Annotated in this window: 21 protein-coding genes and 1 pseudogene; 14 read left to right on the top strand and 8 right to left on the bottom strand. The window is 40.0% G+C overall.

Annotated features, from left to right (window positions below; translation table 11 throughout):
• Positions 1 to 111: 111 nt before the first annotated feature.
• The 7 genes and pseudogenes from Bovatus_RS06720 (at position 112) to Bovatus_RS06690 (ending at position 6974) form a co-directional block, all read left to right on the top strand.
• Positions 112 to 1242, top strand: coding sequence for an O-antigen ligase family protein (locus tag Bovatus_RS06720; RefSeq protein ID WP_167560851.1), 1131 nt, complete (start codon positions 112 to 114; stop codon positions 1240 to 1242).
• A 27-nt stretch (positions 1243 to 1269) separates the two neighbouring features.
• Complete coding sequence (locus tag Bovatus_RS06715; RefSeq protein ID WP_004296622.1) at positions 1270 to 2067, top strand: alpha-1,2-fucosyltransferase; 798 nt, start codon at positions 1270 to 1272, stop codon at positions 2065 to 2067.
• Between the two features lie 12 nt (positions 2068 to 2079).
• Entirely contained in the window at positions 2080 to 3051 is a 972-nt protein-coding gene (locus tag Bovatus_RS06710; protein ID WP_004296623.1) for a glycosyltransferase family 2 protein, read from the top strand.
• On the top strand, positions 3048 to 4124 hold the full coding sequence (locus Bovatus_RS06705) for a glycosyltransferase family 4 protein (protein WP_004296624.1): 1077 nt from the start codon (positions 3048 to 3050) through the stop codon (positions 4122 to 4124). Before Bovatus_RS06710 ends, Bovatus_RS06705 begins: the two co-directional genes overlap by 4 nt.
• Positions 4125 to 4288: 164 nt before the next feature.
• Positions 4289 to 5269: pseudogene (locus Bovatus_RS06700) on the top strand (acyltransferase family protein).
• Between the two features lie 23 nt (positions 5270 to 5292).
• Complete coding sequence (locus Bovatus_RS06695; RefSeq protein ID WP_052587855.1) at positions 5293 to 6051, top strand: WecB/TagA/CpsF family glycosyltransferase; 759 nt, start codon at positions 5293 to 5295, stop codon at positions 6049 to 6051.
• Positions 6052 to 6740: 689 nt separating this feature from the next.
• Positions 6741 to 6974, top strand: coding sequence for a DUF4248 domain-containing protein (locus Bovatus_RS06690; RefSeq protein WP_004296628.1), 234 nt, complete (start codon positions 6741 to 6743; stop codon positions 6972 to 6974).
• A gap of 59 nt (positions 6975 to 7033) precedes the next feature.
• Here Bovatus_RS06690 and Bovatus_RS24620 read toward each other — a convergent pair whose 3' ends face one another.
• The 4 genes from Bovatus_RS24620 to Bovatus_RS06680 form a co-directional block, all read right to left on the bottom strand.
• Entirely contained in the window at positions 7034 to 7477 is a 444-nt protein-coding gene (locus Bovatus_RS24620) for an N-acetylmuramoyl-L-alanine amidase (protein ID WP_008020284.1), read from the bottom strand.
• 16 nt (positions 7478 to 7493) lie between these two features.
• Complete coding sequence (locus Bovatus_RS25475) at positions 7494 to 7592, bottom strand: smalltalk protein (RefSeq protein ID WP_004303901.1); 99 nt, start codon at positions 7590 to 7592, stop codon at positions 7494 to 7496.
• Positions 7593 to 7662: 70 nt separating this feature from the next.
• Entirely contained in the window at positions 7663 to 8151 is a 489-nt protein-coding gene (locus Bovatus_RS06685; RefSeq protein WP_004296631.1) for an HU family DNA-binding protein, read from the bottom strand.
• A gap of 256 nt (positions 8152 to 8407) precedes the next feature.
• Positions 8408 to 10735, bottom strand: a complete 2328-nt coding sequence (locus Bovatus_RS06680) for a DUF3987 domain-containing protein (protein ID WP_004296633.1) — start codon at positions 10733 to 10735, stop codon at positions 8408 to 8410.
• Positions 10736 to 10887: 152 nt separating this feature from the next.
• Between Bovatus_RS06680 and Bovatus_RS06675 the strand changes: the two genes are divergently transcribed.
• The 6 genes from Bovatus_RS06675 (at position 10888) to Bovatus_RS06650 (ending at position 16241) form a co-directional block, all read left to right on the top strand.
• The gene (locus Bovatus_RS06675) at positions 10888 to 11247 is read left to right on the top strand and encodes a hypothetical protein (protein ID WP_004296634.1); all 360 of its coding nucleotides are present in this window, start codon (positions 10888 to 10890) and stop codon (positions 11245 to 11247) included.
• Positions 11248 to 11384: 137 nt separating this feature from the next.
• The gene (locus tag Bovatus_RS06670; protein WP_004296635.1) at positions 11385 to 11891 is read left to right on the top strand and encodes a DUF805 domain-containing protein; all 507 of its coding nucleotides are present in this window, start codon (positions 11385 to 11387) and stop codon (positions 11889 to 11891) included.
• 126 nt (positions 11892 to 12017) lie between these two features.
• Entirely contained in the window at positions 12018 to 14276 is a 2259-nt protein-coding gene (locus tag Bovatus_RS06665) for a hypothetical protein (RefSeq protein ID WP_004296636.1), read from the top strand.
• Between the two features lie 4 nt (positions 14277 to 14280).
• Complete coding sequence (locus Bovatus_RS06660) at positions 14281 to 14853, top strand: sigma-70 RNA polymerase sigma factor region 4 domain-containing protein (protein ID WP_004296637.1); 573 nt, start codon at positions 14281 to 14283, stop codon at positions 14851 to 14853.
• Positions 14854 to 14857: 4 nt separating this feature from the next.
• Positions 14858 to 15925 (top strand): RyR domain-containing protein, encoded by a 1068-nt coding sequence (locus tag Bovatus_RS06655; RefSeq protein ID WP_004310255.1) that lies wholly within the window; start codon positions 14858 to 14860, stop codon positions 15923 to 15925.
• A 22-nt stretch (positions 15926 to 15947) separates the two neighbouring features.
• The gene (locus Bovatus_RS06650) at positions 15948 to 16241 is read left to right on the top strand and encodes a RyR domain-containing protein (protein WP_004303891.1); all 294 of its coding nucleotides are present in this window, start codon (positions 15948 to 15950) and stop codon (positions 16239 to 16241) included.
• Here Bovatus_RS06650 and Bovatus_RS06645 read toward each other — a convergent pair.
• From Bovatus_RS06645 to Bovatus_RS06635, 3 genes are read right to left on the bottom strand one after another with little or no spacing between them, the layout of a single operon-like run.
• On the bottom strand, positions 16216 to 19497 hold the full coding sequence (locus tag Bovatus_RS06645) for a CHAT domain-containing protein (RefSeq protein ID WP_004296640.1): 3282 nt from the start codon (positions 19495 to 19497) through the stop codon (positions 16216 to 16218). The genes Bovatus_RS06650 and Bovatus_RS06645 overlap by 26 nt on opposite strands.
• 20 nt (positions 19498 to 19517) lie before the next feature.
• Entirely contained in the window at positions 19518 to 20186 is a 669-nt protein-coding gene (locus Bovatus_RS06640) for a hypothetical protein (RefSeq protein WP_004296641.1), read from the bottom strand.
• A gap of 21 nt (positions 20187 to 20207) precedes the next feature.
• Positions 20208 to 21824, bottom strand: a complete 1617-nt coding sequence (locus Bovatus_RS06635) for a formylglycine-generating enzyme family protein (protein ID WP_004296642.1) — start codon at positions 21822 to 21824, stop codon at positions 20208 to 20210.
• A gap of 95 nt (positions 21825 to 21919) precedes the next feature.
• Between Bovatus_RS06635 and Bovatus_RS06630 the strand changes: the two genes are divergently transcribed.
• Positions 21920 to 22294 carry a RidA family protein gene (locus tag Bovatus_RS06630; protein ID WP_004303886.1) on the top strand — a complete coding sequence of 125 codons (375 nt, stop codon included), beginning with the start codon at positions 21920 to 21922 and terminating at the stop codon, positions 22292 to 22294.
• On the opposite strand, the gene Bovatus_RS06625 is transcribed toward Bovatus_RS06630, so the two are convergent.
• Positions 22262 to 23752 (bottom strand): bifunctional folylpolyglutamate synthase/dihydrofolate synthase, encoded by a 1491-nt coding sequence (locus tag Bovatus_RS06625; protein WP_004296644.1) that lies wholly within the window; start codon positions 23750 to 23752, stop codon positions 22262 to 22264. The two genes, Bovatus_RS06630 and Bovatus_RS06625, sit on opposite strands and share 33 nt — an antisense overlap.
• Between the last annotated feature and the right edge of the window lie 59 nt (positions 23753 to 23811).

The following is a 23811-nucleotide window of genomic DNA, read 5'->3' as shown; positions in this document are numbered from 1 at the left end:
AAATGAATTGAACGAATAATGAGTATAAAATGTGACAGTAAATTACTAGTGAAGCCATTATTCTTTTTGGTTATAGTGGATACTATAAACGGATTTTTTCTTAATAAGGGAATGGAATCTTCCATTGGCATTATTTTTAAGGCGTTTATTTTGTCAGTTGCTTTTAAAATATTATGTTCATCGCCAAGATTCAAAGGATTACTGTTTTTTACTGTAATTTATATTCCTGCTTTTTTATTACTTGTCATTCTTAATACGGATTCTCAAATAGTTCCAACCATAAACCATTTACTGAAATTTGTAAATGTTGTTTTTATATATTATGCTGCAGTTGTTGTGTTTAAATCGGAAAGTATACAAGAAAAGGATATACAAGTGATATTCTATATAAATTCTATTGTACTTTTGTTGAATATTTATAGTGGGTTGTTGGGAGTAGGATATTATGCCTATGGTGAAGGTTGGGGGTGTAAGGGATTTATGTATGCTCACAATGAGATGTCTGGAATGCAAGCTGTTCTATATGGTGTTTCTTATTATTTTATTTATAATAGGTATGTTACGAAGAAGATTATTCTTTTGGTTGTTAACCTGCTTTTTTTAATAGCGGCTCTATTGGTTACAACAAAGGCGGGCATACTTCTTGTTTTGACAAGTTTGATTCTAGTTCCATTTGTACACATGAAATATGGCATTTTTCGTTCTTTCTTGAAAATGTCAAAAATAAAGCTAATCGTCTTACTTTCTATAATATGCGTGGTATCATACTGTGGTTATGCATTGCTTGAGTATAGCGGTGCAATTGATCGTTGGACGTATTTCTTTGATAAAGATGGGGTAAATGCCATCTATTCTTCACGTGATACTTTTTGGGAGGAAGAGAGAGTAGAGTGGGAAGAAGGGAATATTGTAGTTAAACTATTTGGAATGGGGGGAGCTAGAACTGTAGAAATGGATCAAGCGGATACGTTACTCAACTATGGAATCGTTGGATTAATTATTGTTTATTCATTTTATTTTTCTCTCATTGTAAAAGCTTTTAGGTACAGGGAGAAAAGTCAATATGCCAAGTTTGTTTTCGGAATGGATATTTTTATACTTGCAGCATCATGTTTCGCTGGACATCTTCTGTTCTCTGGTCTTATGGGGATTCCATTTGCCTTGATGAATGCATTGATATTTAGTCCAAAAATGCAAGCTGCAAGTAATATGGAGAACAGGTATTGTAATTGTAGGAATTAGCTTCGATAATAAATATAAAATTCACTCATGAAAATTGTTTTATTTACTCCTGGACTCGGAAATCAGATGTTTCAATATTTATTTTATTTATATCTTCGAGATAACTATCCTAATCAAAATATTTATGGATATTACAACAGAAATATTCTCAACAAACATAATGGGCTTGAGGTTGATAAGGTTTTTGATATTCAACTTCCGCCCCATACTGTTATAAGTGATGCTTCTGCCTTTTTTATTAGAGCCTTGGGAGGGCTTGGATTAAAATATTTTATAGGGAAGGATCAACTTTCGCCTTGGAAAGTTTACTTTGACGGATATTGGCAAAACAAAGAATACTTCCAGAATAATGTAGATAAAATGAGATTCAGAGAGGGATTTCTAAATAAGAAAAATGATGATATACTCTCTTTGATACGAAATACGAACTCAGTATCAGTGCATGTGAGAAGAGGAGATTATTGCGATAGTTGTCGTAAAGACTTATTCTTACAGTCTTGTACGCCTCAATATTATGAGTCGGCTATAAGTGTAATGAAAGAGAAGTTCCAAAAACCTGTGTTTTTTGTGTTTTCTGATGATATTCCGTGGGTTAAGGTGAATCTGAATATACCTAATGCTTATTATATAGATTGGAATAAGAAGGAGAATAGTTATTTGGATATGTATTTAATGTCCTTATGTACGGCTAGTATTATAGCCAACAGCACATTTAGTTTTTGGGGGGCAATGTTAGGAAATAAAAAAGAATTAGTTATTAAGCCAAAGAAATGGATTGGAGATGAAATTCCTGAAATATTTCCTCCTTCTTGGCTTTCATTGTAATAGAATTTATTTATGAATCCATTAGTATCTATCGGTGTACCGATATATAATGTTGAGTCCTATATTGAACGTTGTGCCCGGAGTCTTTTTGAACAAACTTATGTTCATATAGAATATATATTTATTGATGATAATTCTCCAGATGATAGTATTGGTATACTTAAAGCTACTTTAGAGGATTATCCTGCTAGGATGCAGCAGGTTAAAATAGTAAGGCAACCTGTAAATGTTGGTTCGTCAGCAGTAAGAAATAAGGCTGTTAGTATGATGTCTGGAGAATTTGTAATGTGGGTAGATTCAGATGATTTTGTAGAGTTGGATATGGTAGAAAAACTTGTTAGTGCACAACGACAAAACGATGCTGACATTGTTACATGCAATACAATTGTTCATCTGCCTAAAGGGAAATTCTCCACAATGTTTTCTCCTATATATAATACTCCTAAAGAGATGACTTTGCAGTTATTAAGAAAAAAAGTGCCAGTAAGTGTTTGGGCAAGACTTATACGACTATGCTTATATATTGATAATGATGTTCAATCTCTTGAAGGAATAAATAATGCTGAAGATTATCAACAGATGCCTAGGTTAACTTTTTATGCTCAAAAAGTATGCAGTATAAATGATGCACTATACCATTATAATTGTACAAATAATAATTCATATACAGCTACATATTCTCCTAAACTTGCAGAACAAGTGATGATCTCTGTGAACCTCTTAGAGCAATTTTTCCAAGATAAGGGTATTGAATATGTAGATGCATTAAACTTTTCTAAGGCGGAAATTTATGCGCGTGATTTAGTGAAGTGTTGCAGACTGGGATATAAAGAATATTATTATTTTACACGTGGAATGGTAGAAAAAATGGATAGGAAGTATTTTGTAAGTCTTCCTTTACCTTTTAGAATATTATTAAAATTACCTAATTACTATATCGCTTTGATTTATGTAAAATTGGCATCTATGTTTAAGAAACAATGAAAATTTTATTGATCTCAAATATGTATCCTTCAGAAAAGGATAAAACATATGGAACATTTGTAAAGATGTTTAAGGAGAGTATAGAACATAACACGAATGATATCGTTTTTGATTGCTGTTTTATTCGAGGTCGTTCTAATAGCTTTATAGTTAAAGTATATAAGTATATTATTTTTTATTTTGCCATCATCTATAAGACGCTTTTTACGAAATATGATTTTATTTATAATCATCAAATAACACATTCCGCTCCAGCATTACGATTCTGTAGGTGCTTTAGGAAATTTAAACTGGTTATGAATATCCATGGGGGGGATATCGTCACGATTGATAAAACATCAGAGAAGCTATTAAGCCTTGCATTTCCGCTGCTTATTAATTCCGACTTGATAGTAGTACCATCGGAATATTTCAAGAATATTGTTTTAAATAAGATTCCGGGAATTTCTTTGAATCAATTGTTTGTGAGTGCATCCGGAGGTGTAGATAAAAATGTATTTACTTGCTTAAATAGTCATATAATGTCAATAGGGACAATTGTTTATGTATCAAGAATAGATGCAGGAAAAGGATGGGATGTTTTAGTTGATGCTATTGGGGAATTGAAATTGAGTGGAGAAATCTCGGGAAAAAGAGTTTTATTTGTTGGTTATGGGGGCCAAACAGAACTTTTAAATAAAAAGATTAAAGAGTTTAATTTATCAGATTGCTGTTGTTATCTCGGTCCTAAAACACATCAAGAGTTAAATGAATTATATAACCAATCTGATGTAATGATATTTCCTACAATGCTTTATGAAAGTTTGGGTCTTGTAGGAATAGAAGCTATGGCTTGCGGGTGTCCTGTAATTGGTTCTAATATAGGTTGTTTACCCGAATATATTAAGGATGGAATAACAGGTTTCTTATTTGAGTCTGGCAATAGTCATGAGTTGGCGGAAAGGATTACTTATTTTTATAAACTTACTGATGAACAACGAAATACAATGAGAATACAGGCTGTAAAGACTGCTCATCAATATGACTCTGATGAAATCTCACGAATGTTGATAAGTAAAATGAAAGAGATATAAGCATGTTGATTGCCAAATGAAAAAAAGGATTGTAAAATAAGAGATGAGTATTTATTGTTAAATAATAATGTAAAATATTTTTGCGGATTGATGGATCAATTTATGGTATATCTAAAGTGTTTTAAGTCAATTAGTAAGTTTAAGTTAGATATAAATAGTAGAATATGAAACAACGGTTAGAAATTATTGATTTTCTACGAGGCTTTTCTATTTTTACCATTGTATTAATGCACTTGCTACAGAGCTATCCAATTAATCCTCTTTTCATGAAGGCTTCCTCTTTTGGAGGGGCGGGAGTACATATATTTATTTTATGTAGTGGGTTTGGGCTTTGTCTATCATATTTGAACAAACCGCTTACATATTCCCAATTTATAAAACGGTGATTTACTAAAGTGTATTTGCCATACCTGATTGTTGTATTGGTAAGTGCTATGATTCCATTTTACGATACATCACCGAATAAAATACTTCAAGTACTAAGCCATCTGTTTTTTTTCAAGATGTTTTTTAATGACTTAGAGAGTTCTTTAGGAGGTCAAATGTGGTTCATTTCAACACTCTTTCAGTTTTATATAGTATGGTTTTGGGTGTTGAAATTATTTAATAGGCCCAAGGGTGTGATATACGCATTGTTAGTAAGTCTGGCATGGGCTACGATTGTGGCGGTATTGGGAAAGAATGAGATACGTGTGTGGAACAGTTTTTTCTTGCAGTATTTATGGGAATTTGTTTTAGGCATACATTTGGCTACATATTATAAATCTAACTCGGCGAAATTTTGTATACCGAGCTTTAAGGTGTTGATTCCAATTTGTATGATAGGTATAATTCTTACGGGATTTGCTGGGCTAAAAGGAGGAATATGGAAACTATATAATGATGTTCCTTCTATGATGGGATATTTATCTGTATTACTGATTATCTACAAACTAAAGATCAAGTTCATTAATAATGTATTTATATTCACAAACAAAATTTCTTACGAATGGTATTTAGTGCATATATTGGTCTTTAGTTGTACTTCTTATTATATGCATCAGTTTGGAATGTCTACCGTGATAATAGCTATTATCTCACTAGTCCTTTCATATTTTATAGCTTTTCTATATCACTTGATTTTGAAAAGAATAAAGATTATTTGAAGATAAAAGAAAAATCAAAGCAAATGATAGCTGAAAATAGAATCTGTTTTTTAAATATTGATATTCAGCCTTTTACACAAAATAGACTTTTGTGTGAGTTGAATGAGGGAGTTCTTTATACTCCCAATATTGACCACTTAGTAAAGCTTCAACATGATCGGGAATTTTATGAGAGCTATCGGCAAGCGGATTGGGTGGTGTCCGACAGTCGGATTTTGTATTGGATATCCAAACTGTTAAAACATCCGATACCTGAAGCTATTCCTGGTTCAAGTTTCTTTCCGGCATTTTACAATTATCATGCCAATGATCCTGATTGCAGAATCTTTTTATTGGGTGCTGCTAAAGGAGTTGCTAATAAAGCAATGGAAAATATAAACAGGAAAGTAGGGAGGCAGATTGTTGTTGGTACTCATTCTCCGTCTTTTGGATTTGAGAAGAATGAAAAAGAATGCATGGAATTGATTGATATAATAAATGCTTCCGGTGCAACTGTATTATTAGTGGGAGTTGGTGCTCCAAAACAAGAAAAGTGGATAGCTAAATATCGTAGTCAGATGTTCAATATAAAACTTTTTATGGCTCTTGGAGCAACTATCGACTTTGAAGCTGGTAATATAAAACGTGCTCCTATTTTATTCCAAAAAATGGCAATGGAGTGGTTTTATCGTTTTCTAAGAGAACCGAAACGCCTTTTTAGACGTTATTTTATAGATGATGTTTGTTTCTTTTACTACTTTGCTAAGCAATTATTGGGGCGTTATAAAGATCCTTTTGCATAATTCTATGAAAATCATGTAAAAGGAGAATTAAAGGTACATAGGGAGGAGAGAACTATATAAAAGGCACTCATATGATGTCTATTTAGTAGAGACAGAATTATGTTTTGATGGGGAAGTATTTGTATACTAGCAAGTTGGTAGTTTGTTTTTATAGTATAAATAATTTTCAATATGTAATAACTCACTCTAATTTGTGGTAGAATCTACAATAAATATGAGCTAATTCAATGTACTCATATATGCTTTTATCAGTTATGGTTGATTGCTAACTGTATATAGGGTGTGTCGTGTTGGAAGATTACAATGTCGTTTTATAATTATGTATGAAGATGTGAAAATTTTAGATTTAAATGATATGGCAATAAGAAATGGTATAAAATAAAATGTTGAGATGTAATAAACACGTGAGTGTTTCGTATGTGAGATGAAAAAAATGTAGGTCCCTAGCTTCATGCTGTAAGGGCATGATTCTCCTACATTGTGGATTGGAAATCGTACGACGGTACATTTCTGATCTACGCCCTGACATCGGAGGTTAAAGCCGATGTGAATTTCCCACTATATCAACTGTCTGTGAAGATCGTTGATATTTTTTACTCTCATTATACTGGATAATAATATCAGTTTTCTTTGTTTATATGTTGAAATATTTGTAACTTTATAGCATAGAAAACAGTAATAAAGAAACAATGGAACATTCAGACTTTGTAGTGAAATGTTATAATAAACAAGAGTTAGCCCAGATGTATTTTCCTGATCTGACGATTCGTGCTTCGGTCAATAAACTTCGGAGGTGGATGAGGAGATGCAAGCCGTTGATGAATGAAATACTATCTACTGACTTTCATCCGAAGACAAAGGCATTTTCTGTGAGAGAAGTGCGGCTTATTACCTATTACTTGGGAAAGCCGGGGGAACTGTAAATGATATAAATATAAAAAACTGCGGGAGACTGCACTTTCGCGAGCTCCCGTAGTTCTTTTTATATATTCATATACTCTTTTCGACTGTCAAAACAGGGACAAGCCTTATGAATCGAAGCACTAAGTTGATAATGCCCCAGGATTTGCGCATCCGGATACTGATGTTTGAGAATCGTCAACAAGTCAAGTAGCGCGAAGCGCTGCGCCTGTGTTCTCGTATCCGCCGGACGACCTTCTTCATCCAACCCACCTTCATAGCAAATTCCAATACTATGCCGGTTGAAACCTCGCACATGCGCACCGGGCTCTGATACCGGGCGACAATGGTGAAGTTCCCCATTACGGGTGATGTAAAAATGATACCCTATGTCCTTGAAACCTCGTTGCAGGTGACATTGTCGAAGCTGCTCTACGGTGAAGGAAACATTGCAGCGCGTCGCGCTGCAATGAATCACCAACAACTTAATCTCACGTGGGAGATAGTTTTCTTCTGAATTTTCCATATCGGTCAGCAGGAGATTAATGTCCCACGCAGGACGTTACACCGATAGCCGAAATGATCGAAGTCGCGATAGTTACAATAAACTGGAGAATGTTTTTCCAAAGTTGCTTTTTCATATAAATTTGAATTAAAGAATAAATACTACTGATACATTATGAACTCAAGAACCAGTCAACAACCGGTTGATTAAGCTGCCGGGTCCGGAGCTTCCCCGCTGCCGGAACCTCCCTGATTATCATCACCGCCATCATCAGGAAGCGGATCTTTATCCGAATCAGTGGAAGAATCACTTTTATACAATGTATAATCCAATGTCTTACACAACTTGCGGAGATCACTACCCGGATAGAAGAGCACTTTGCCCTTATCAATGCATGATGCCTTGAATTCCTTTGCCGTATCGGTAGGAGTACCGGTCTTGATACTCATACGGAAATTACCCAGGTCACCCATCTGGACGATATTTCCTTCATCCAGTACATTGACGATTTCGAGCAAAAACTCACCGATACAACCTTCCAGTTCCCCTTTGGAATAAGAAGAGCGTTCAGTGATACGTTTACAAACTTCCTTGACCGTCACTTTACGACCGCTACGCGCCACTGCATAAAATTTCGGAGTTTCACTAGGTTTCAACAGGTTCTTACGAGCCATGAGAGTGTAATTCTGTGCCATAACTTTTAATTTTAAATCATTAATTTTTAATTGTTTAATTGCCTTGTAATCGATTACATGACAAAAGTACTACATCGGGAAAGCGGTATGACGCATAATGACGCACACAGGCGCACAGATAAAAAGAAAAAACATCGGGAGATTTGTATCGAAACTTCCCAATGTTTGATATCAATCATTGAGATGTTTTTTTCAAATCTCCCGATGTTTTTCCGGGCCCTCCAAAAGGACAAAAGGACAAAAAGGACAGATGTGACTATTGCTCATTCATCTTGGCATAGGAACCATGAGATATCTTATTGATCTTTACTCCATTAAGCGATTTTAGCAGACGTGTTACCTTACGATGGTTGAAATCGTATTTTGCGCCAATCTGAATCGCTTCGTCTGTCGTGAAACTGTCGGGCAACTCTTGAACGAAATTACGAATAGTGTCCGGATTCTTCAGTGGACGGACCGAAGGAGACGGCATGGATGAGTGCAACAGCCGGCTATGTTCGTAACAACATAGAACGATTTGAAGAGAACGCTCAAAATCAGCGTCCGTGCAATAAATCTCGGGAGAAAGATCGGTTGCCTCAAATTGCCGGATACGGGTCTGGATCATACTGATACGCATCACCAGAAAAGCATAGCGTTTCACTACAGCTTGGAGGTCATCGTTGCCTTCCAATGCCACCTCGGACAGCATACGTGAGAAAATCTCATTCAGACGGTTCCATTGCAGGCGGTTGAAATGAAAAAGAACCGGATGAGCCAGACAGAAGTGATATAATTCGGAGACACGATGCGCAATCGGTTTGAAAGAATCTTCCAGTGAGACGCAGTCGTCGCCCATTTCTTTCCAGTGCGGAGCTTCGCGGAAAGTGTAAATCAGGGTGCGGCTGGGCAATCCGTTTTCGTAGCTGCTCAATAGGCCGTCTATTTGTCCGGGAGTACCCGTCAGCAGTAAAGCCAATTTGGGATGGCGTATATAGATCGGAATGAGGCCGTTGGCTTTGTAGGAAGAATCTATATTTTCGTGCTCAAAAGCCTTGCGGAGCATATCGTCGAAATTGCCACAATCCAGATGATTGGCTGTGGATAGCGTTTGTGCCTCCGTGTCGAAAATGATGCTTCCCTGTGGACCGTTGTCCTGCATCTGCATTTGCATGCGGGTATAGCTGGTAGTAGCAGGAATGAATAGCATTTTGAAAGGAGGTCGTTGCGGTTCTTCGGAGCATGCTTCTCCTTTCTTTTTCTGTTTTTGATATTCTGATTGCCAGTTATTATGTACAGTTTGGTAGTTTTTCATCATAGATTCACTGGTAGACAGGATTTCTGAATGTATTTCTTCCAACAGGTATCGTCCGGTTTGGGCGATACTTTTACCACTGGCGGCAGGCGAAAGTATGACACTGAATATATGCGTGGAGTATTTTTTATGATTATAAATTCCGAAAGTCTGCGGAAGTGCTGCGCTCAAGGCCGTGAGATCGGAAAGGAGAGCGACATCTTGTTCGCGTTCGCTTCCGTCTTCAATGATACAGTCATTTAATAGGTCGGGAAGATTATTGTACAAACTGCGGGGAAATAAAGGAGTTCCTTTTCGGAATTCTTCTCCCAGCCAATAGGCTTCGTCGTCGGTATCGGAATTTTCTGCAGTACTATATTGTCTTTTTGTCCTTATGTCCTTTTGAAAAGAAGGGGCGCTGGCCGGAGAGGAAGCGGGTGCATGTTCATTAACTTGTTTATATCCAGACGATAAAACCTTTGTTAGTTCTTCGGGACGAAAATCCGTGTGCTCGAAAAATACAGTAAGTTCGCGTAATATGCTTTTCTGGGGATAGTGTCGGCGGCAGGCTTCGCAGGCAAGTTTGAAGACGTTGGAATGGCGCTGACCGGCTGTTAGCGGATGAAAGAAAATATAGGACGAAATAAATTGGGCGATTCCTTCTTCAGACACGTTTTCTGGAGTATTATCCTGAAGGGGAAAGGGAGGAAGCACTTCATTTTCAGAGAAAGTGTTTGTTTCTTCTTTTATAAGTGGCTCCAACACAAATGCCTGATAGAGCGCCGCAACATATCCGTTGGGGGAATAACTGAAATAACACATGCGACTTTCGTCCTTGCATGCCGGGTCACTCTCCAATCCCAGCAGTTGATTGTAGTAGCGGCTCACTAGTTGCTGCCCTTCACGATGGCGGTTTTCGATACCTTCTACATAGGCGAAAACTTTCACTCCGTCGGTAGGGCTTTCTATTGCCGCTACTGTGTGGGGATCTGCCGCACAACGTTGGATGACTTGAAGACGATCTTTTACATGATCGTAATCAAGTCCGACAATATGGCTGGGGAGAAGAAAGTTTTTGATAGCGTGCGCTCCGTCGAATGTGCCTGCCGGAGTGAAGCAGGGGAGTTGGTTTTTCAGCTTCTGTGCTGCGGCATGGTCTCCTTCTGCATGGTACCGCCGAATAGCGTTTATGATGGAGGCATAGATCGGATGAATGCACATAATAATGACTTCAAGGAAAGACATGACTTGGGGCTTTTTTGAATACACATTTTCGTAAACCGAGACTTTGATTTCTTCTAAAACTTTCATATAAAATTGTTTTTGTAAGATTGAGCTACCTGACTATCAGATAACGGGAACAAAGGTCGGGATATTAAAAATAGGGTTGCTTCCCTATGTGGATAGCACTTGATAAAGCAAATAAAAAATGAAATATTATAATTTATTAATCATAGAATGACATGGCAAAAGAAAAACAGGAACCTTATGAGTTTTTAAGCAATTTGGTATTGGCTTTAATGGATATGGATCGTATTTTCAGTAACAGTTTTTTCATAAGCGAATTCGCTATCTCTCCTAAAACATTAGGGGAGATAAGGCGGGGAGAGGATATGTGCATTTATCAGTATGTACGGGTGATCCGGTGTATGACGAAATATCTTCATTTGATTATTCAGCTGGATATGTTGCTGAAGGAGTTAAGAATCGTACTGTCTTCCCATTGTGATTTGGTGGTTGCTACGGTTCCGCACCGTTCTTACGGAACTTGTCAGCCGAAAGAGTGGGTGGTAGTAATACATTGGGATGGAGTGAAATTGTGATTTCTACAGAAAATAGGGCATTTTTTCAATCTTTTTGCCCGATTTCTTTCTTTATTTAATTTTTTTTATATCTTTGCTTTCATATTGAGAAACACGGATAAAAACTCACTTATTTATTCATATAAATTTAATAAATTATGTTCAAAGCTCCTTTCTCATTTGACGGGCGTATTCGTAGAATTGAATATTTCCTGTCGGGTATTATCGGTGGTATAGTTTCCAGTATTGCATGGGCGCTAGGTGTAGGTACATTTGTTTTGGGTGCTGCCAGCGGATCGGCCGGTGGATCAGTATTTGGTTTATTGATCGGTCTTGCTGCTATGATTGCTTCCATCTGGTTCTCTTTGGCACAGGGTGTGAAACGTCTGCACGACTTAAACAAATCCGGTTGGCTGATTTTGTTGTGCTGTGTGCCTATCATTGGTTGGATTTTTGCATTGTATATGTTGTTTGCAGATGGTACGGTAGGTCCTAATCCTTACGGAGCAGATCCGAAAAACCGTATGCCATATCAGGCACAGCCTGCTTCTGTAAATGTGACTGTAAACGTTTCAAGAGAAGAGGTGAAAGTTGACAAGCCGGTGGAGGATGCTCCCGCACCTGCAGAAGCTCCAGCGGAGGAGAATAAAGAAAAAGCTGAATAATCTTATTAAAGAAGAAATAGGAAAGCCTCTTGCAAAATTCGTATTGCAGGAGGTTTTTTATTACTAATCTGTTTGTTATTCAATATTTTGTATAAATTTGTAGAATAAATAATCAATCTATCGAATATGTATATGTTAAGCACAGTAATCTCTCAAACTGGTGAATGCAATGCACAGCACGCGACAGACCCTTGTTTTTTAAATCAATGGGGATATTCTACCCTTTTGTTAATCATTATCGGGATAGGTTTAGTATACCTGCTTTTTAAGAAGCGGAAATTCTTAGTGGATAACCTGAAATGGATTGCAGGTACAGTATTTATTGCAGGTTTCCTGATATATTGGTACGCTTTTAATGAGGGAGGGAGTGACAGTAATTCGATAGCGTTGGCGTTTAGGTCTGCTCTGTCTTCTATGGAAATGTTCGCTTCGCATTCCGATCTTTTGGAGGTTCCTGAAGATCTGCATCATGATCCTTTCTACATGACGATATTTTCTGTGATACATTTCCTGGCCGTTATAGTGAGTGCGGTTTTTATCATCAAACTGTTAGGATTCAGATTCATCTCATGGGTGCGGTTATGTGCGGCGAATCTTTCAAGAAAGAAGAAATGCCGGCTGTTTATTTTCTGGGATGTCAATGATAATGCGATACTGCTGGCTAACAGCATAAGAAAAAAAGCGGCAGAGCCCAAGGGGAAGAATGAAGAAGGTTGGGAGAATTGTAAATTCATTTTTGTGAGGTTGCTTTCTGCTAATGAAAGCAGTTCTCATGGCCGGTTCACATTCAGTCATTTCTTTAATTCGTCTCATGACGGAACTGAAAAATTCATAGAAAAGATAGAAGAGCTTGACGGCATACTGGTTAACTCTAAATTTGGAATCACAGGCCGGGTTATAGATAAAGTCAAATCGGAATTTGATTTATACAAATATCTCGGATTGAGGAGATTGGGAAACCTAATCAAGAAGTACCCGCAGGCAACTTTCTATTTCTTGTCTCCCAATGAAGAACTGAATCTGGAGGCGGTGTCTGTTTTTAAGGAAATAGCGAAATGTAAAGAAGATAGAGTCCATAATCAGGTTCAGATTTATTGCCATGCGCGTAAGAACAACCAGAACCAGAAGTTGGAAATATGTGATGGGTTGAAACATCAGATTCATATCATCGACTCGTCTAATCTTGCTGTATTGCAATTAAAAAAGAATGTGAGGAATCACCCCGTGAATTTTGTAGATGTCGATACATCGAAGGCTTGTGTAAAGAAACCTTTTACGTCGATGATTATTGGCTTTGGAGAAACCGGACGTGATGCATTTCGTTTTCTATATGAGTTTGGGGCATTGATCGATGTAAATGGCAATAGGAACCCTCAAAAAATATATGTGGTTGATGAACATATAGATGAATTGAAAGGTGATTTTTTAATGAAAGCACCTGCCTTGAAGGAGAGGAAAAATGAGTTGGAATGGTGTGAAGAAATGTCTATCCATTCCGAACGTTTTTGGGAAAAATTTTCTGAAATCATTCATGATCTAAACTATGTTGTAATTGCTATAGGAAATGATAATGAAGGGATGGCATTGGCGATTGATCTCTACGAATATGCCTATCGATATAGAAAGGATTGTTTCAATGATTTTAGGATTTATCTGCGCGTCAATGGAAGTTGCAACACCATTCAGCTGAAGCAAATAAAAGAGTATTTTAATATTTATGGCAATACCCGGGATGTAATCATAACTTTTGGAGCGCAGGAAGAAATATTCTCGTACGATGTGGTATCGACAGATGTGCTTGAAGTATTGGCAAAGGAATTTTATTATGCATATCAGAAAATTATGATTGACGCAATGCCTGAAACGAATGAGAAGGAAATTGAAGAGAAGAAGAAAGCGAAGGAAAGCCTGAAGCAAACAGCGGAAGAAGAATGGAATGCGCGTAGAGAGGCATTGCAGGACAAGCATAGCTTGGATGCACAAATTAAATTGGCTTATCAGGAAGAGCAGGATAGGGCTAATGTATGGCATATCGATACCAAAAAGTTTTTAGCCGGGGCCATGGGAGAGGATGGCAAAGATAATAAGGAAAGATTGAAAGAGATGGTTGAGCTGACGCAGCGTGATGCCCATACATTGAACTATTCTAAGGTTTGTGACGTTGTTTCCAGTACATTATTTGATAATTTGAGTAAGTGCGAACATTTGCGTTGGAATGCATGTATGGAACTGCAAGGATTTGTAACGTGTGACGGAGATAAAGACTTTCAGCAGAAGAAGCATAAATGCATCGTCGATAATGATATTTTAAGAAGTAAATATCCGGAAACCATCCCTTATGACCAGTGTGTGGTTGAGCTAAGTTTTAGATTGAAAAAGAACTAACTATATGACAGATCAGGAAATAGTCGACGGATTAATCAATCGGGATGAAAAAATCACCGATTGGTTTTTCAACATAAAATATCGTCCGTTGTTTATCAATGTAATTAAGCTGATATTTGATTACCAGGTTGATTACGATGAATGTATCAGCGAACTCTACTATCATCTAATGAAGAATGATGCTGCCGTTCTTCGTAATTTTGAGGGACGTAGCACCATTGGAACATGGATTAAGATTGTGGCAATTCGTTTTTTCTGTTCCCGGAAAAAACGTGAACAGATGATAGAAGACGAGAGTAAAGAGCCTCTTTATGAGCAGAATCATGAAGAAGAAATAGACGACTCTGAATCGAAAATAGCCGCAAAGATTGATTTGGAACGTTTGTTCGATCTGATGTCGAATAAGCGGTATGTGATGGTCATCAGGGAATTAGTACTCAAAGAGGTCGAACCTGAATTTTTAGCATTATCTATGGGAATAACTGTTGCTAATCTGTACAATATTAAAAAGCGTGCGCTGGCAGCATTGGCTCACTTAGCTATGAATGATAAGAAGAAGTATGAAAACAAAAGATAAAAATATGATAACCGAAGAATTGTTGGCTGCTTTTGAAGAAGGTAAGACGAATGCTGAAGAAACAGCTTTGGTACTTGAATATCTGGCGACTGATGAAAGTTTGCAAGAGGAATTTATCTTGTCTCAACAGTTGGATGCCATGATGGGAGCTGATGATGAAGAAACGGACTTCCTGCCAATGGCGCAGATGGCAGCCAAATCGGAAGGTAATCTTTGTGATTTCCAGTGTGAGCAGTTTATTTTGAAACGTAGAAAGATTGAATATAATTCGGATGAACTCTCGGAGGAGGCCAGGAATAACAGTTGGTTGAGGGAGAGGGGAACTCCTTTGCATAGTGTAGGCCGCCTGCTCGAACAACGCGGATTGATTGTGATGCGCAGTTATGGTTCCAGTATTGACAGTGTCATACGTGCCCTCAAGGCCGGACATGATGCGATTGTTGTGGTAAATAGTTGCCGGTTGCCGGGAAATAGTGAGGAGGAAATTGCTTATCATGCAGCAGTAGTGCTTGATGTAAATGAAGAGGAAGTGACGCTTTATGATCCTGCAACAGGAGAGGAAAGTACGGCCTATCCCAAGGATCACTTTATTGCGGCATGGAATGATGCAAAAGCGTATCTTGCGAGAGTGAAAGTGCCTGATCTGGATTATAATCCGCGGCCTATTGATCTGGAAGATGTTGAATTGAGCACTGATTTGATTGAATTGCGTGAAGCCATTGCTGAAAATGCGCACGAAATCTGGGCCGACCAGCGCCAGGAAGAGGGATGGACTTATGGACCGCAGAGGGATGACGAGAAGAAAGAGACTCCGGACATGGTGCCTTATTCCATGCTTCCTTATTCGGAAAAAGAATATGATCGACGTATGGCGTTTGATACGATCAAGCTGATGAAAAAGCTGGGGTATAGTATTATCAAACAGGGCGATACGGCTCTTCATAATGAGCTGATGAGAAAATTGAAGAATGAAGGTGATGCCAAAGTCTGTGAATGTGGTGCGTCTATTTTTATGGACCAAATCTATTGCAGTCATTGTGGTAAAAAGATAGATTGGAAATTGTTCCGCTAATATATAAATAATGAATCATAAAATGAAAGAGTATATTCCCAATCCGGTGGATACAGGACATATCCAACTCCCGAAGGAGTTGGAATATTTGGTAGAAGAGATGGCTAAGAATGTTCATGAAGTCTGGTCGAAAACCAGAATAGAACAAGGTTGGACGTATGGAAAAAAGCGGGATGATGTGTTGAAGCAGCATCCGTGCCTGGTCCCGTATGAAGAATTGCCTGAAGAAGAAAAGGTGTACGACAGAAATTCTTCGGTGGAAACCTTGAAACTGATTATGAAACTAGGGTTCAAGATTTCGAAGGATGAGGAATAGGCGATCTGCCTGCATCCAACAAGATAAATGGTGCCCAATATTTACTGTCTGCATATCCGTTCTCACGAAGGTACTGTTGCGCTTTTATAAGAGCCTGTCGTTCGGATAACCCTGAAATGATGTTCTCATAGAATTTAGTCATGAGAAGCATGGAGGCCTGGTCGTCAACAGCTGAAAGTGTCATGAGGATGGTTTGTACTCCTGCATTCTTAAAGCCTCGTTGAAGACCGAAAAGACCATCCGCACCAAGAGTACCTTGACCGGTGTTGCAGGCAGAAAGAACAACCATACGACAACCGCGGAGGTTTAGTGTACTGATTTCATCTGCACGGAGCAGTCCGTCATTATTCTCTTCCGTGGCATTGGCGCCGGACATAATCAGGAAGCAATGCTTCATCGCATCATCGGCTTCACGTTGCTTCAATTCTTTATAGTCTCCGTGAGTAGCTATGTGAATCAACGAAACAGCTTTGCCGTCGAGTGCCCGGAACTGCTTTTCCGTTCCGTTTTCACCTACGAATAGATTGGTTTTAATCTTCTTTTCTTTCAATAGGGAATTTACGTTATTTACTTCATTGAGCGTATATGGTAACTCATGATACCCATTCTGTCCGTTACGGAATTTCCCGGAGTTATGATCTGTAGAAACAATATTGCGAACTTTGGTTGAAGCCATTTCGTAGTCTAATCCTCCGAAAAGTGCGGCTGATGAGTAGTTCAGTGAAGCTTTGTCGAGTGCGATTTCTTTTGTTGACGATAAACGATAGACGGCTTTCTGGAATGCTAACGGCAGGTTACCCGCTCCATACGGAAGATATTCTACAGGTAACTGATGAAGTATCCCGTCTGGTGAAAAATAAATAGTGTCCGCTTTGCTGATATATTCATCCAGCGCTTTCCAGAAATGTGCCCTGTTTTCGGTTGTGGTGAAAGCAGTAGGCGATTGTATCTCTTTCGATAGCAATTTCTGACTCATTAACTTGATTGCGGTGGGAGACACGTCACCCGGACGAAGTACGAAAGCGGTCAGGTGTTTGTCCGGAGCTAGTAATTCATCGTCTATGAGAGCAAATTCTATGGCGATGGAGTTTCCATGCAGATGCTTTTGTACGTCTTGCCATTTGACGGAAAGATAACGGGTATAGTCGCCGAAATCAGTAGATTTTCGCATCAAGTCCAGTTGCAGCTGTTCATACTCCTCTTTCTGGCGGATGATATTTTTCCGTGCTTCCGTCTGATTGGTTGCATTCGGGAGTTCACTTTGCATGGATAAAATTTGTTCCGCCATAAGGGTAGCCTTGTTGTATTGGTCGAGCAGGGATTTATCTCCCGAAGCGCGGATCAGAGACTCCAGTTCAATAGACGAATTGAGCATAATACCTTTTGAAAACAATAATGCATCGTAACCTAACCGGGCAAAACGTTGTTTTTGTTCAGGTGTACCTGTTGCGGCGATATTGGCTGCACGGAGGGGAATACTGTCCAGTGAGGAACGGATATCCTTCCAGAATGCCAGGCGTTCATCGGCTTTCGAGAGACGGAAAAGATTACGCAGCGCGGTTGTTTCGCTGGAGAGGAAAGGTTCCATATAGGCTAATGCCTTGTCGGTCTGTCCTTGGGTATAGTAGATGTCAGCGATAGTCCCTAATGCGGAGACATACATCAAACCGTCTTCTCCCCATTGCAGGCGATAAGCGTCCAATTGTTCAAGATTCTCTTTCAATAGCCTGTTTAAAACCGCCATTCGTTGACGTTCGGCATCCTGTTCTGTCTGCCTGGCTGCTGTCTCATTGCCCATCATGGTGTGGCAACGATTCAGACTGCTAAGTGCATCCTGATATTTTACATCACTGCCGGGAAGAATTTTGTAAATGTCTGCAGCCTGTTGGTAGTTTGCTGCTGCTTCTGCATATTGTTTTTGTCGGTATAAGATACTGCCTCTGGAACGCAGAATTTCCCCCATCTTATCTGACTTATCACCCGTCGGAAGCAGTTTTTCGGCTTTTGTGAGTATTTCGAGGGCTTTTCCGTACTCCTTGGTGAATCCGTAGTTACGGCACAATGCAACGGAGGCGTCTACATATTTGTCCAGTCTGTCCGGCAACATCTGTGCATAAACCGACAGTGCCTGGTTGAGCATACGATTGGAGGCCTCATACTTGGCGGCAATGCTATAATTGAGTCCGCCCAGATAAGATTCCAATGCAAATTTAGCCTGTTCGGCAGGATTGTTGCGAAGGATGTCTGCTGCCAGTTCGTAGTATTCGCCGGCAGATGCGTGATCTTGTATTCCGGAAAGAAATTGCGCATAGTTGTGGCGTACTTTAAAAACAATCTCCTTATCAGTATTCACATCGCATTTCTTTAAAGCATCCAGAAAATGTGCCCTTGCCTTATCATTGTTACCTATGCTGGCAAAATACTGGGCACGCTCGGTCAGGCAATCAGGTTCGTCGCAAGGCTTTTCCAATTCTTTTTTATTGTGAGCTTCTACCAATTTCATGTATTCTAATACTTTCGGCTGATTGTTCAGTTCCACGTAGATGGATGATATCCAATCGAGAAGTTGCTCGTATTCTTTTGAATCGTCAGGAAAGATGTTGAAGGCCTGCTCATAATAAGTGACTCCTACATCTTTACGTCCCGACAGGTAGTACAACGAACCTATCTGCTGGAGTTGACGGGCAACTGAAAGGGACTTTTCGCCATACATCTTTTTACTGATGGCTATTTCCTCTTCTACGATGGCACTTGCTTTGTCCATTTCTCCTAAAGCTATGTAGCAGCGGGCGAGATTGATATGAAACATGAATGCCTGTTCAGGACGGGGCTGAATGCGACTGCACAGTTCCCATGTCTTGCCATGAATTTCTGCTGCTTTAGGATAGTCTTTTGCAACAGTCAGGTAGTAGAGTCCTGTGTTGTTCAGGGAGGAAATGTATTTGATATTTGTTTCGCCCAGTATGGTCTTGCGCATATCTGCTGCCATTTGTGTATAGGTTAGTCCTTCGGGACGTTCCAGATTCAGATAACAACGGCCGAGAATGTGCAGGCAGGTAGCGCGTTCCGCACTCTGTGTCTTTCCCGTTTTGACATATAATTCGTCCGCTTGTTTCAGTTTGGTAATGGCAGTTGGGTAATCTTGTTTACTTTCTAGTTTTTGAGCTTCTTCAACCAGTAGGTCGGCTTGGCTTGTAGTCTGTGAGTAGGCTGTCAGACATAGACAGGCTAATAGAGATAGAATGAATTGTCGCATATAATAGAGATTTTAGTGGATTAAAATAAGATCAAGGCAAAGCTCCCGTCTCTCTTGCTTTTATTGGTGATCGAGACGATGATTTTATACCGTTCGTCCGAGCTAACCTTTTCTTTACGGAAAGGAAGACCTTTCCGGACACTGTCATTACATTTGTATTCCCGTTCACTTTTCGATTGATAACCGATTGTCTTTATTTTCCAACTGAAAGAGCGATTCACCTCTGCCACACAGCCTATCTGCGAGGTTCCCGAACAGCTCGGAATCTCGAAAGTACAGGTCTGACCGGCAGCCACCATTTTGGTATCTAATCTTACTTTGTTGGTGGAGTCCTTATCACCTCTCATCCTCGCTTCTGCTGCATACTTGTCCGCAATTTCATAGATTGTTTCATTATCAACGCAGGCTTGAATGAATTCGTAGTCAAATACCAGATGTCCTTTCAGGCTCAAAACATCGCCCTGGGTTTGTTTGACGGTTAATGGGATAGGGGCTGCATCACGCAGCGTTTTGCTTACTGCCAGCAGTTGTTCGCCACTGGCAAATCCGCCGTCCAATGCTTCACATGCTTTCTTACAGGCGTCGAACACCGTTTCAAAGGGTGTCGTTGTCTGTGCATTGGCACTCATTTGCCCTCCGATGGAAAAAAACAGGAGGATGAATACTCTGAAAATAGTTTTCCTGCTCATTTTTATTCTGCATTCATAGTGTTATTGAATAGGATTAAGTACCACACGAAATCCGATATGTGGTTCTGATGTATCGTAAGTCTGTACGCTACGATGGCGAATGTCCATATCACGTTCGTTGGCCAGGTAGCTGCCTCCTCTCACTATCTTTTTATGGTGTCCGGGATTCTCTGCCGGACCTTGGGGATCTGTGACCCGTGTATTTTCATACCGGCTCATCCAGTCTGTACACCATTCGGCGGCGTTGCCTGACATGTCGTATAAATCGAATCCGTTTTCGCGTTTCTCGCCAACGGGATGCAGGTGTTCATTAGCATTGGAGGCATAGTAAGCTACATCACGAATGTTGTCTGAACCGGCATAAGGATAGCTTTCGCCTCCGGCGGCTGCATACTCCCATTGCGCCTCCGTAGGGAGGGAAAAAGGTAAACCGGTGAGCTTGTTCAGTTTCTTGGTGAAGGCCTCTGCATCATTCCACGTTATATGTGTCATAGGCAGCATGCCTTCTTCCGTAACAATGGAGTCATTCATAATGGCATACCACAACGAACGTGTTACTTCGTATTTACACATATAATAATCGGAACTTAATACAACGGTGTGCTGCGGTGAGTCATATCCTTTTCCCATAGTTTTCCCCATGATGAATTCTTTGTTTTTGGCCGGAATCAGCAGCATATTATTCATCATGTCCACCAGGGAGCGGAGCTGGGGCAGTGTGATTGTGGGATTCCATTTTACGTCTACCCATTCTTTCTCTCTGTCTTTTATATCCCTGTTTCCGGTGTTGTTTACGGAAGCGCGTCCGTCATTCCGGAGTGCATTGAATTCATGCAGGATGGAGTCGCATGTAGATTTCAAAGAACTGTCCGGGTGTTTCTTTATGAAACTACTATAATCGTCATAAGTGCGGCAATCCTTGAATTCCAGTTTTTGTTCTGCCGTTCTTTGGATGGAAGTATAAGTTTTGCTTCCTGCTACTATTAATGATAGAGCAATGAAAGTCATCACAAGCCATTTGGCAGATACATAAGAAGGTTTTGATAACATTTGTTTCAGGAGGTCACCCTTTATATCTTTGAATCGGGCTACTCGTGAGTTGCTGTAAAATACAGCTTGAAAATCTTTTAATCCGCTAATGTCCGGTGGTAGTTGCAGGGTGGCGAAATCATAGCTTTCACTTTCCTGCGGAGCAATCGGAATGATATTTATCTGTTTGGGGTTTCTACTCCGGTGGTGTAACGCACGGCCTAATTCTATCCGGACAAAATCGATTTCTCCGGTATGGCTGATCTGCTTAATTTCCGTTTCAAACTCTTCATAGGTCAAGGATGCCATCCGTTCGTAGAAAGCCACTTCTTCCATGTCCCATGTTGCTTTTTCGCCTGTCTCGACCGCTTCTTCATTGAGCGGGCGGATCGTTGTAAACGTCTCCGGCACCATAAACATAATGAAGTCTTTGCACTCATCAATACGGCGAATCAACTCAACATCAAACCGACCGTTTAAATTGTCTTTATCAAAGCTCACCCTTTTGCGGAATCCGGATTCTTCCAGCATCAGTTGTAGCATTTCAGGCTTGTCGCCCGAACATCTTTTACGGTAACTTATGAATATGTCGTAATTATGCTTGCTCATCAGCTGCTAAGATAATAAAAAGAAACAGATTTGTCAATCTTACTCGAAATTTATTTTTATCTTTGAAATTCGGTAAACAGAAAAAAGAAATATATATGAAAAAAGTAATTTGCAGTGAGAAAGCTCCGGGGGCTATCGGCCCTTATAGTCAGGCGATAGAAGCCAATGGTATGGTATTTGTGTCCGGTCAGTTGCCTATTGATGCCGCTACGGGACAGATGGCTGAAGGGATAGAAGGACAGGCTCGCCAGTCGTTGGAGAATATCAAACACATTCTTGAAGAAGCAGGATTGACAATGGGAAACATTGCCAAAACCACTGTCTTTCTTCAGGATATGTCCCTGTTTGCAGGGATGAACGGTGTGTATGCCACGTATTTTGACGGAGCCTTTCCGGCACGTTCGGCGGTTGCCGTAAAAGCTCTGCCAAAGGATGCGTTAGTAGAGATTGAGTGTATCGCGGTTCGCTAACAAATCTGCGACAATGAAACTGCTGCCTCCTACAAAGATCAGATCTTTGGGGGGGCAGTTCTTTTTTGCCGCCTGTACAGCTTCTACAACAGTGGGGTAGGTGGTACCTTTCAATCCGGCTTCTTCTGCCAATGCCAGTAGTTCATTTTCCGGAAGCGCGCGTTTAACGCTTGCTTTGGTAAAATAATAGGTGGCATATTTCGGCAATGCTCGCAGAACCCCCCGGATGTCTTTGTCATTGACCATGCCGAATACAATATGGATCTCCTGATCGAAGGTTTTGTGAATGGCATTGAGCTGTACATGGATATATTCGATTCCATCAACATTATGTCCCGTGTCACAGATAATATCCGGATAGCTGTGTACTTTCTGCCAACGCCCCATCAGACCGGTGAACTGACATACGTTTGCAAGACCTGCGCGATAGTCCTGGGATCTGATGTTGTAGTTCAGACGGGTCAGTGTCGCAAGGGCTTTTAGGATGGTAAACATATTTTCGAATTGGTAAGCTCCGCTCAACTCTGTGAAAAGTCCGAAAGGAAACATCTCATTGTGGATTTTGATAGCATCTTTTCTTTTGTCGAGTATCTGGTCTAGCGTACGTAGACTGTCTGACAGGTCTAACATGAGTAATGCTTGCCGCATCTGGTTTGCCTCTTCTTCTGATTGTTCGTCCATTGCTTCGATCATTTCGTGCATGCTCTGAATTGTGTTGTCCATCATCGGTCTTATTTCTTGCAATTTCGAATAAGGAACTATTTCCATGTCCCAGTACCGGGCATTTTCACGGGCATATTCGATAGGCGCATTCTTTTCTTTAGCTTTCATGGTAAATACACGTTTCACTGCCCCTTGGGCTCTGCCGATAACGACCGGAACTCCTTCTTTGATAATTCCGGCTTTCTCTTTGGCAATCTTCGTCAGCGTGTCACCCAGATATTGGGTGTGGTCGAGGCCTATGTTGGTGATAACACACAAATCCGGATGGATGATATTCGTACAGTCCAATCTTCCGCCCATGCCTACTTCGATAACTGCTACATCTACTTTCTGGTCGGCAAAATAACGGAATGCCATAGCGGTGGTCAGTTCGAAGAATGAAGGGTGCAGCGGCTCGAAGAAAGAGCGATGCTCTTCTACGAAATTGACTACATACTCTTCCGGTATCATCTCACCGTTGATACGGATACGTTCGCGGAAGTCGATTAAATGAGGGGAGGTGAATAGTCCTACCCGGTAACCGGCGCACTGCAATACGGCTGCGATGGTATGTGAACAGGATCCTTTTCCATTGGTTCCGGCGATATGTATCGTCTTGAATTGTTGATGAGGATGCCCAAAATGTTCGTCCAATTTGTGTGTGGTCTCTAAACCCGGCTTATATGCTTTGCCTCCTATTTGTTGAAACATTGGCGCACTCTCATATAAGTACTTTAAAGTGTTCTGATAGTCCATGTTTTATAATATTTAACGTCGGGCAATCTTTATTGCCCACTAATTTGTTTATCTTTAGA

This window comes from Bacteroides ovatus (assembly GCF_001314995.1).
GTDB classification, from domain to species: Bacteria; Bacteroidota; Bacteroidia; order Bacteroidales; family Bacteroidaceae; genus Bacteroides; species Bacteroides ovatus.
This window is presented reverse-complemented; position numbering and strand designations above follow the sequence as displayed.

Coding starts and splice junctions, on each gene's coding strand:
- Bovatus_RS06720 (WP_167560851.1), top strand. CDS start 112: ATGGAATCTTCCATTGGCATTATTTTTAAGGCGTTTATTTTGTCAGTT.
- Bovatus_RS06715 (WP_004296622.1), top strand. CDS start 1,270: ATGAAAATTGTTTTATTTACTCCTGGACTCGGAAATCAGATGTTTCAA.
- Bovatus_RS06710 (WP_004296623.1), top strand. CDS start 2,080: ATGAATCCATTAGTATCTATCGGTGTACCGATATATAATGTTGAGTCC.
- Bovatus_RS06705 (WP_004296624.1), top strand. CDS start 3,048: ATGAAAATTTTATTGATCTCAAATATGTATCCTTCAGAAAAGGATAAA.
- Bovatus_RS06695 (WP_052587855.1), top strand. CDS start 5,293: ATGATAGCTGAAAATAGAATCTGTTTTTTAAATATTGATATTCAGCCT.
- Bovatus_RS06690 (WP_004296628.1), top strand. CDS start 6,741: ATGGAACATTCAGACTTTGTAGTGAAATGTTATAATAAACAAGAGTTA.
- Bovatus_RS24620 (WP_008020284.1), bottom strand. CDS start 7,477: ATGGAAAATTCAGAAGAAAACTATCTCCCACGTGAGATTAAGTTGTTG.
- Bovatus_RS25475 (WP_004303901.1), bottom strand. CDS start 7,592: ATGAAAAAGCAACTTTGGAAAAACATTCTCCAGTTTATTGTAACTATC.
- Bovatus_RS06685 (WP_004296631.1), bottom strand. CDS start 8,151: ATGGCACAGAATTACACTCTCATGGCTCGTAAGAACCTGTTGAAACCT.
- Bovatus_RS06680 (WP_004296633.1), bottom strand. CDS start 10,735: ATGAAAGTTTTAGAAGAAATCAAAGTCTCGGTTTACGAAAATGTGTAT.
- Bovatus_RS06675 (WP_004296634.1), top strand. CDS start 10,888: ATGGCAAAAGAAAAACAGGAACCTTATGAGTTTTTAAGCAATTTGGTA.
- Bovatus_RS06670 (WP_004296635.1), top strand. CDS start 11,385: ATGTTCAAAGCTCCTTTCTCATTTGACGGGCGTATTCGTAGAATTGAA.
- Bovatus_RS06665 (WP_004296636.1), top strand. CDS start 12,018: ATGTATATGTTAAGCACAGTAATCTCTCAAACTGGTGAATGCAATGCA.
- Bovatus_RS06660 (WP_004296637.1), top strand. CDS start 14,281: ATGACAGATCAGGAAATAGTCGACGGATTAATCAATCGGGATGAAAAA.
- Bovatus_RS06655 (WP_004310255.1), top strand. CDS start 14,858: ATGATAACCGAAGAATTGTTGGCTGCTTTTGAAGAAGGTAAGACGAAT.
- Bovatus_RS06650 (WP_004303891.1), top strand. CDS start 15,948: ATGAAAGAGTATATTCCCAATCCGGTGGATACAGGACATATCCAACTC.
- Bovatus_RS06645 (WP_004296640.1), bottom strand. CDS start 19,497: ATGCGACAATTCATTCTATCTCTATTAGCCTGTCTATGTCTGACAGCC.
- Bovatus_RS06640 (WP_004296641.1), bottom strand. CDS start 20,186: ATGAGCAGGAAAACTATTTTCAGAGTATTCATCCTCCTGTTTTTTTCC.
- Bovatus_RS06635 (WP_004296642.1), bottom strand. CDS start 21,824: ATGAGCAAGCATAATTACGACATATTCATAAGTTACCGTAAAAGATGT.
- Bovatus_RS06630 (WP_004303886.1), top strand. CDS start 21,920: ATGAAAAAAGTAATTTGCAGTGAGAAAGCTCCGGGGGCTATCGGCCCT.
- Bovatus_RS06625 (WP_004296644.1), bottom strand. CDS start 23,752: ATGGACTATCAGAACACTTTAAAGTACTTATATGAGAGTGCGCCAATG.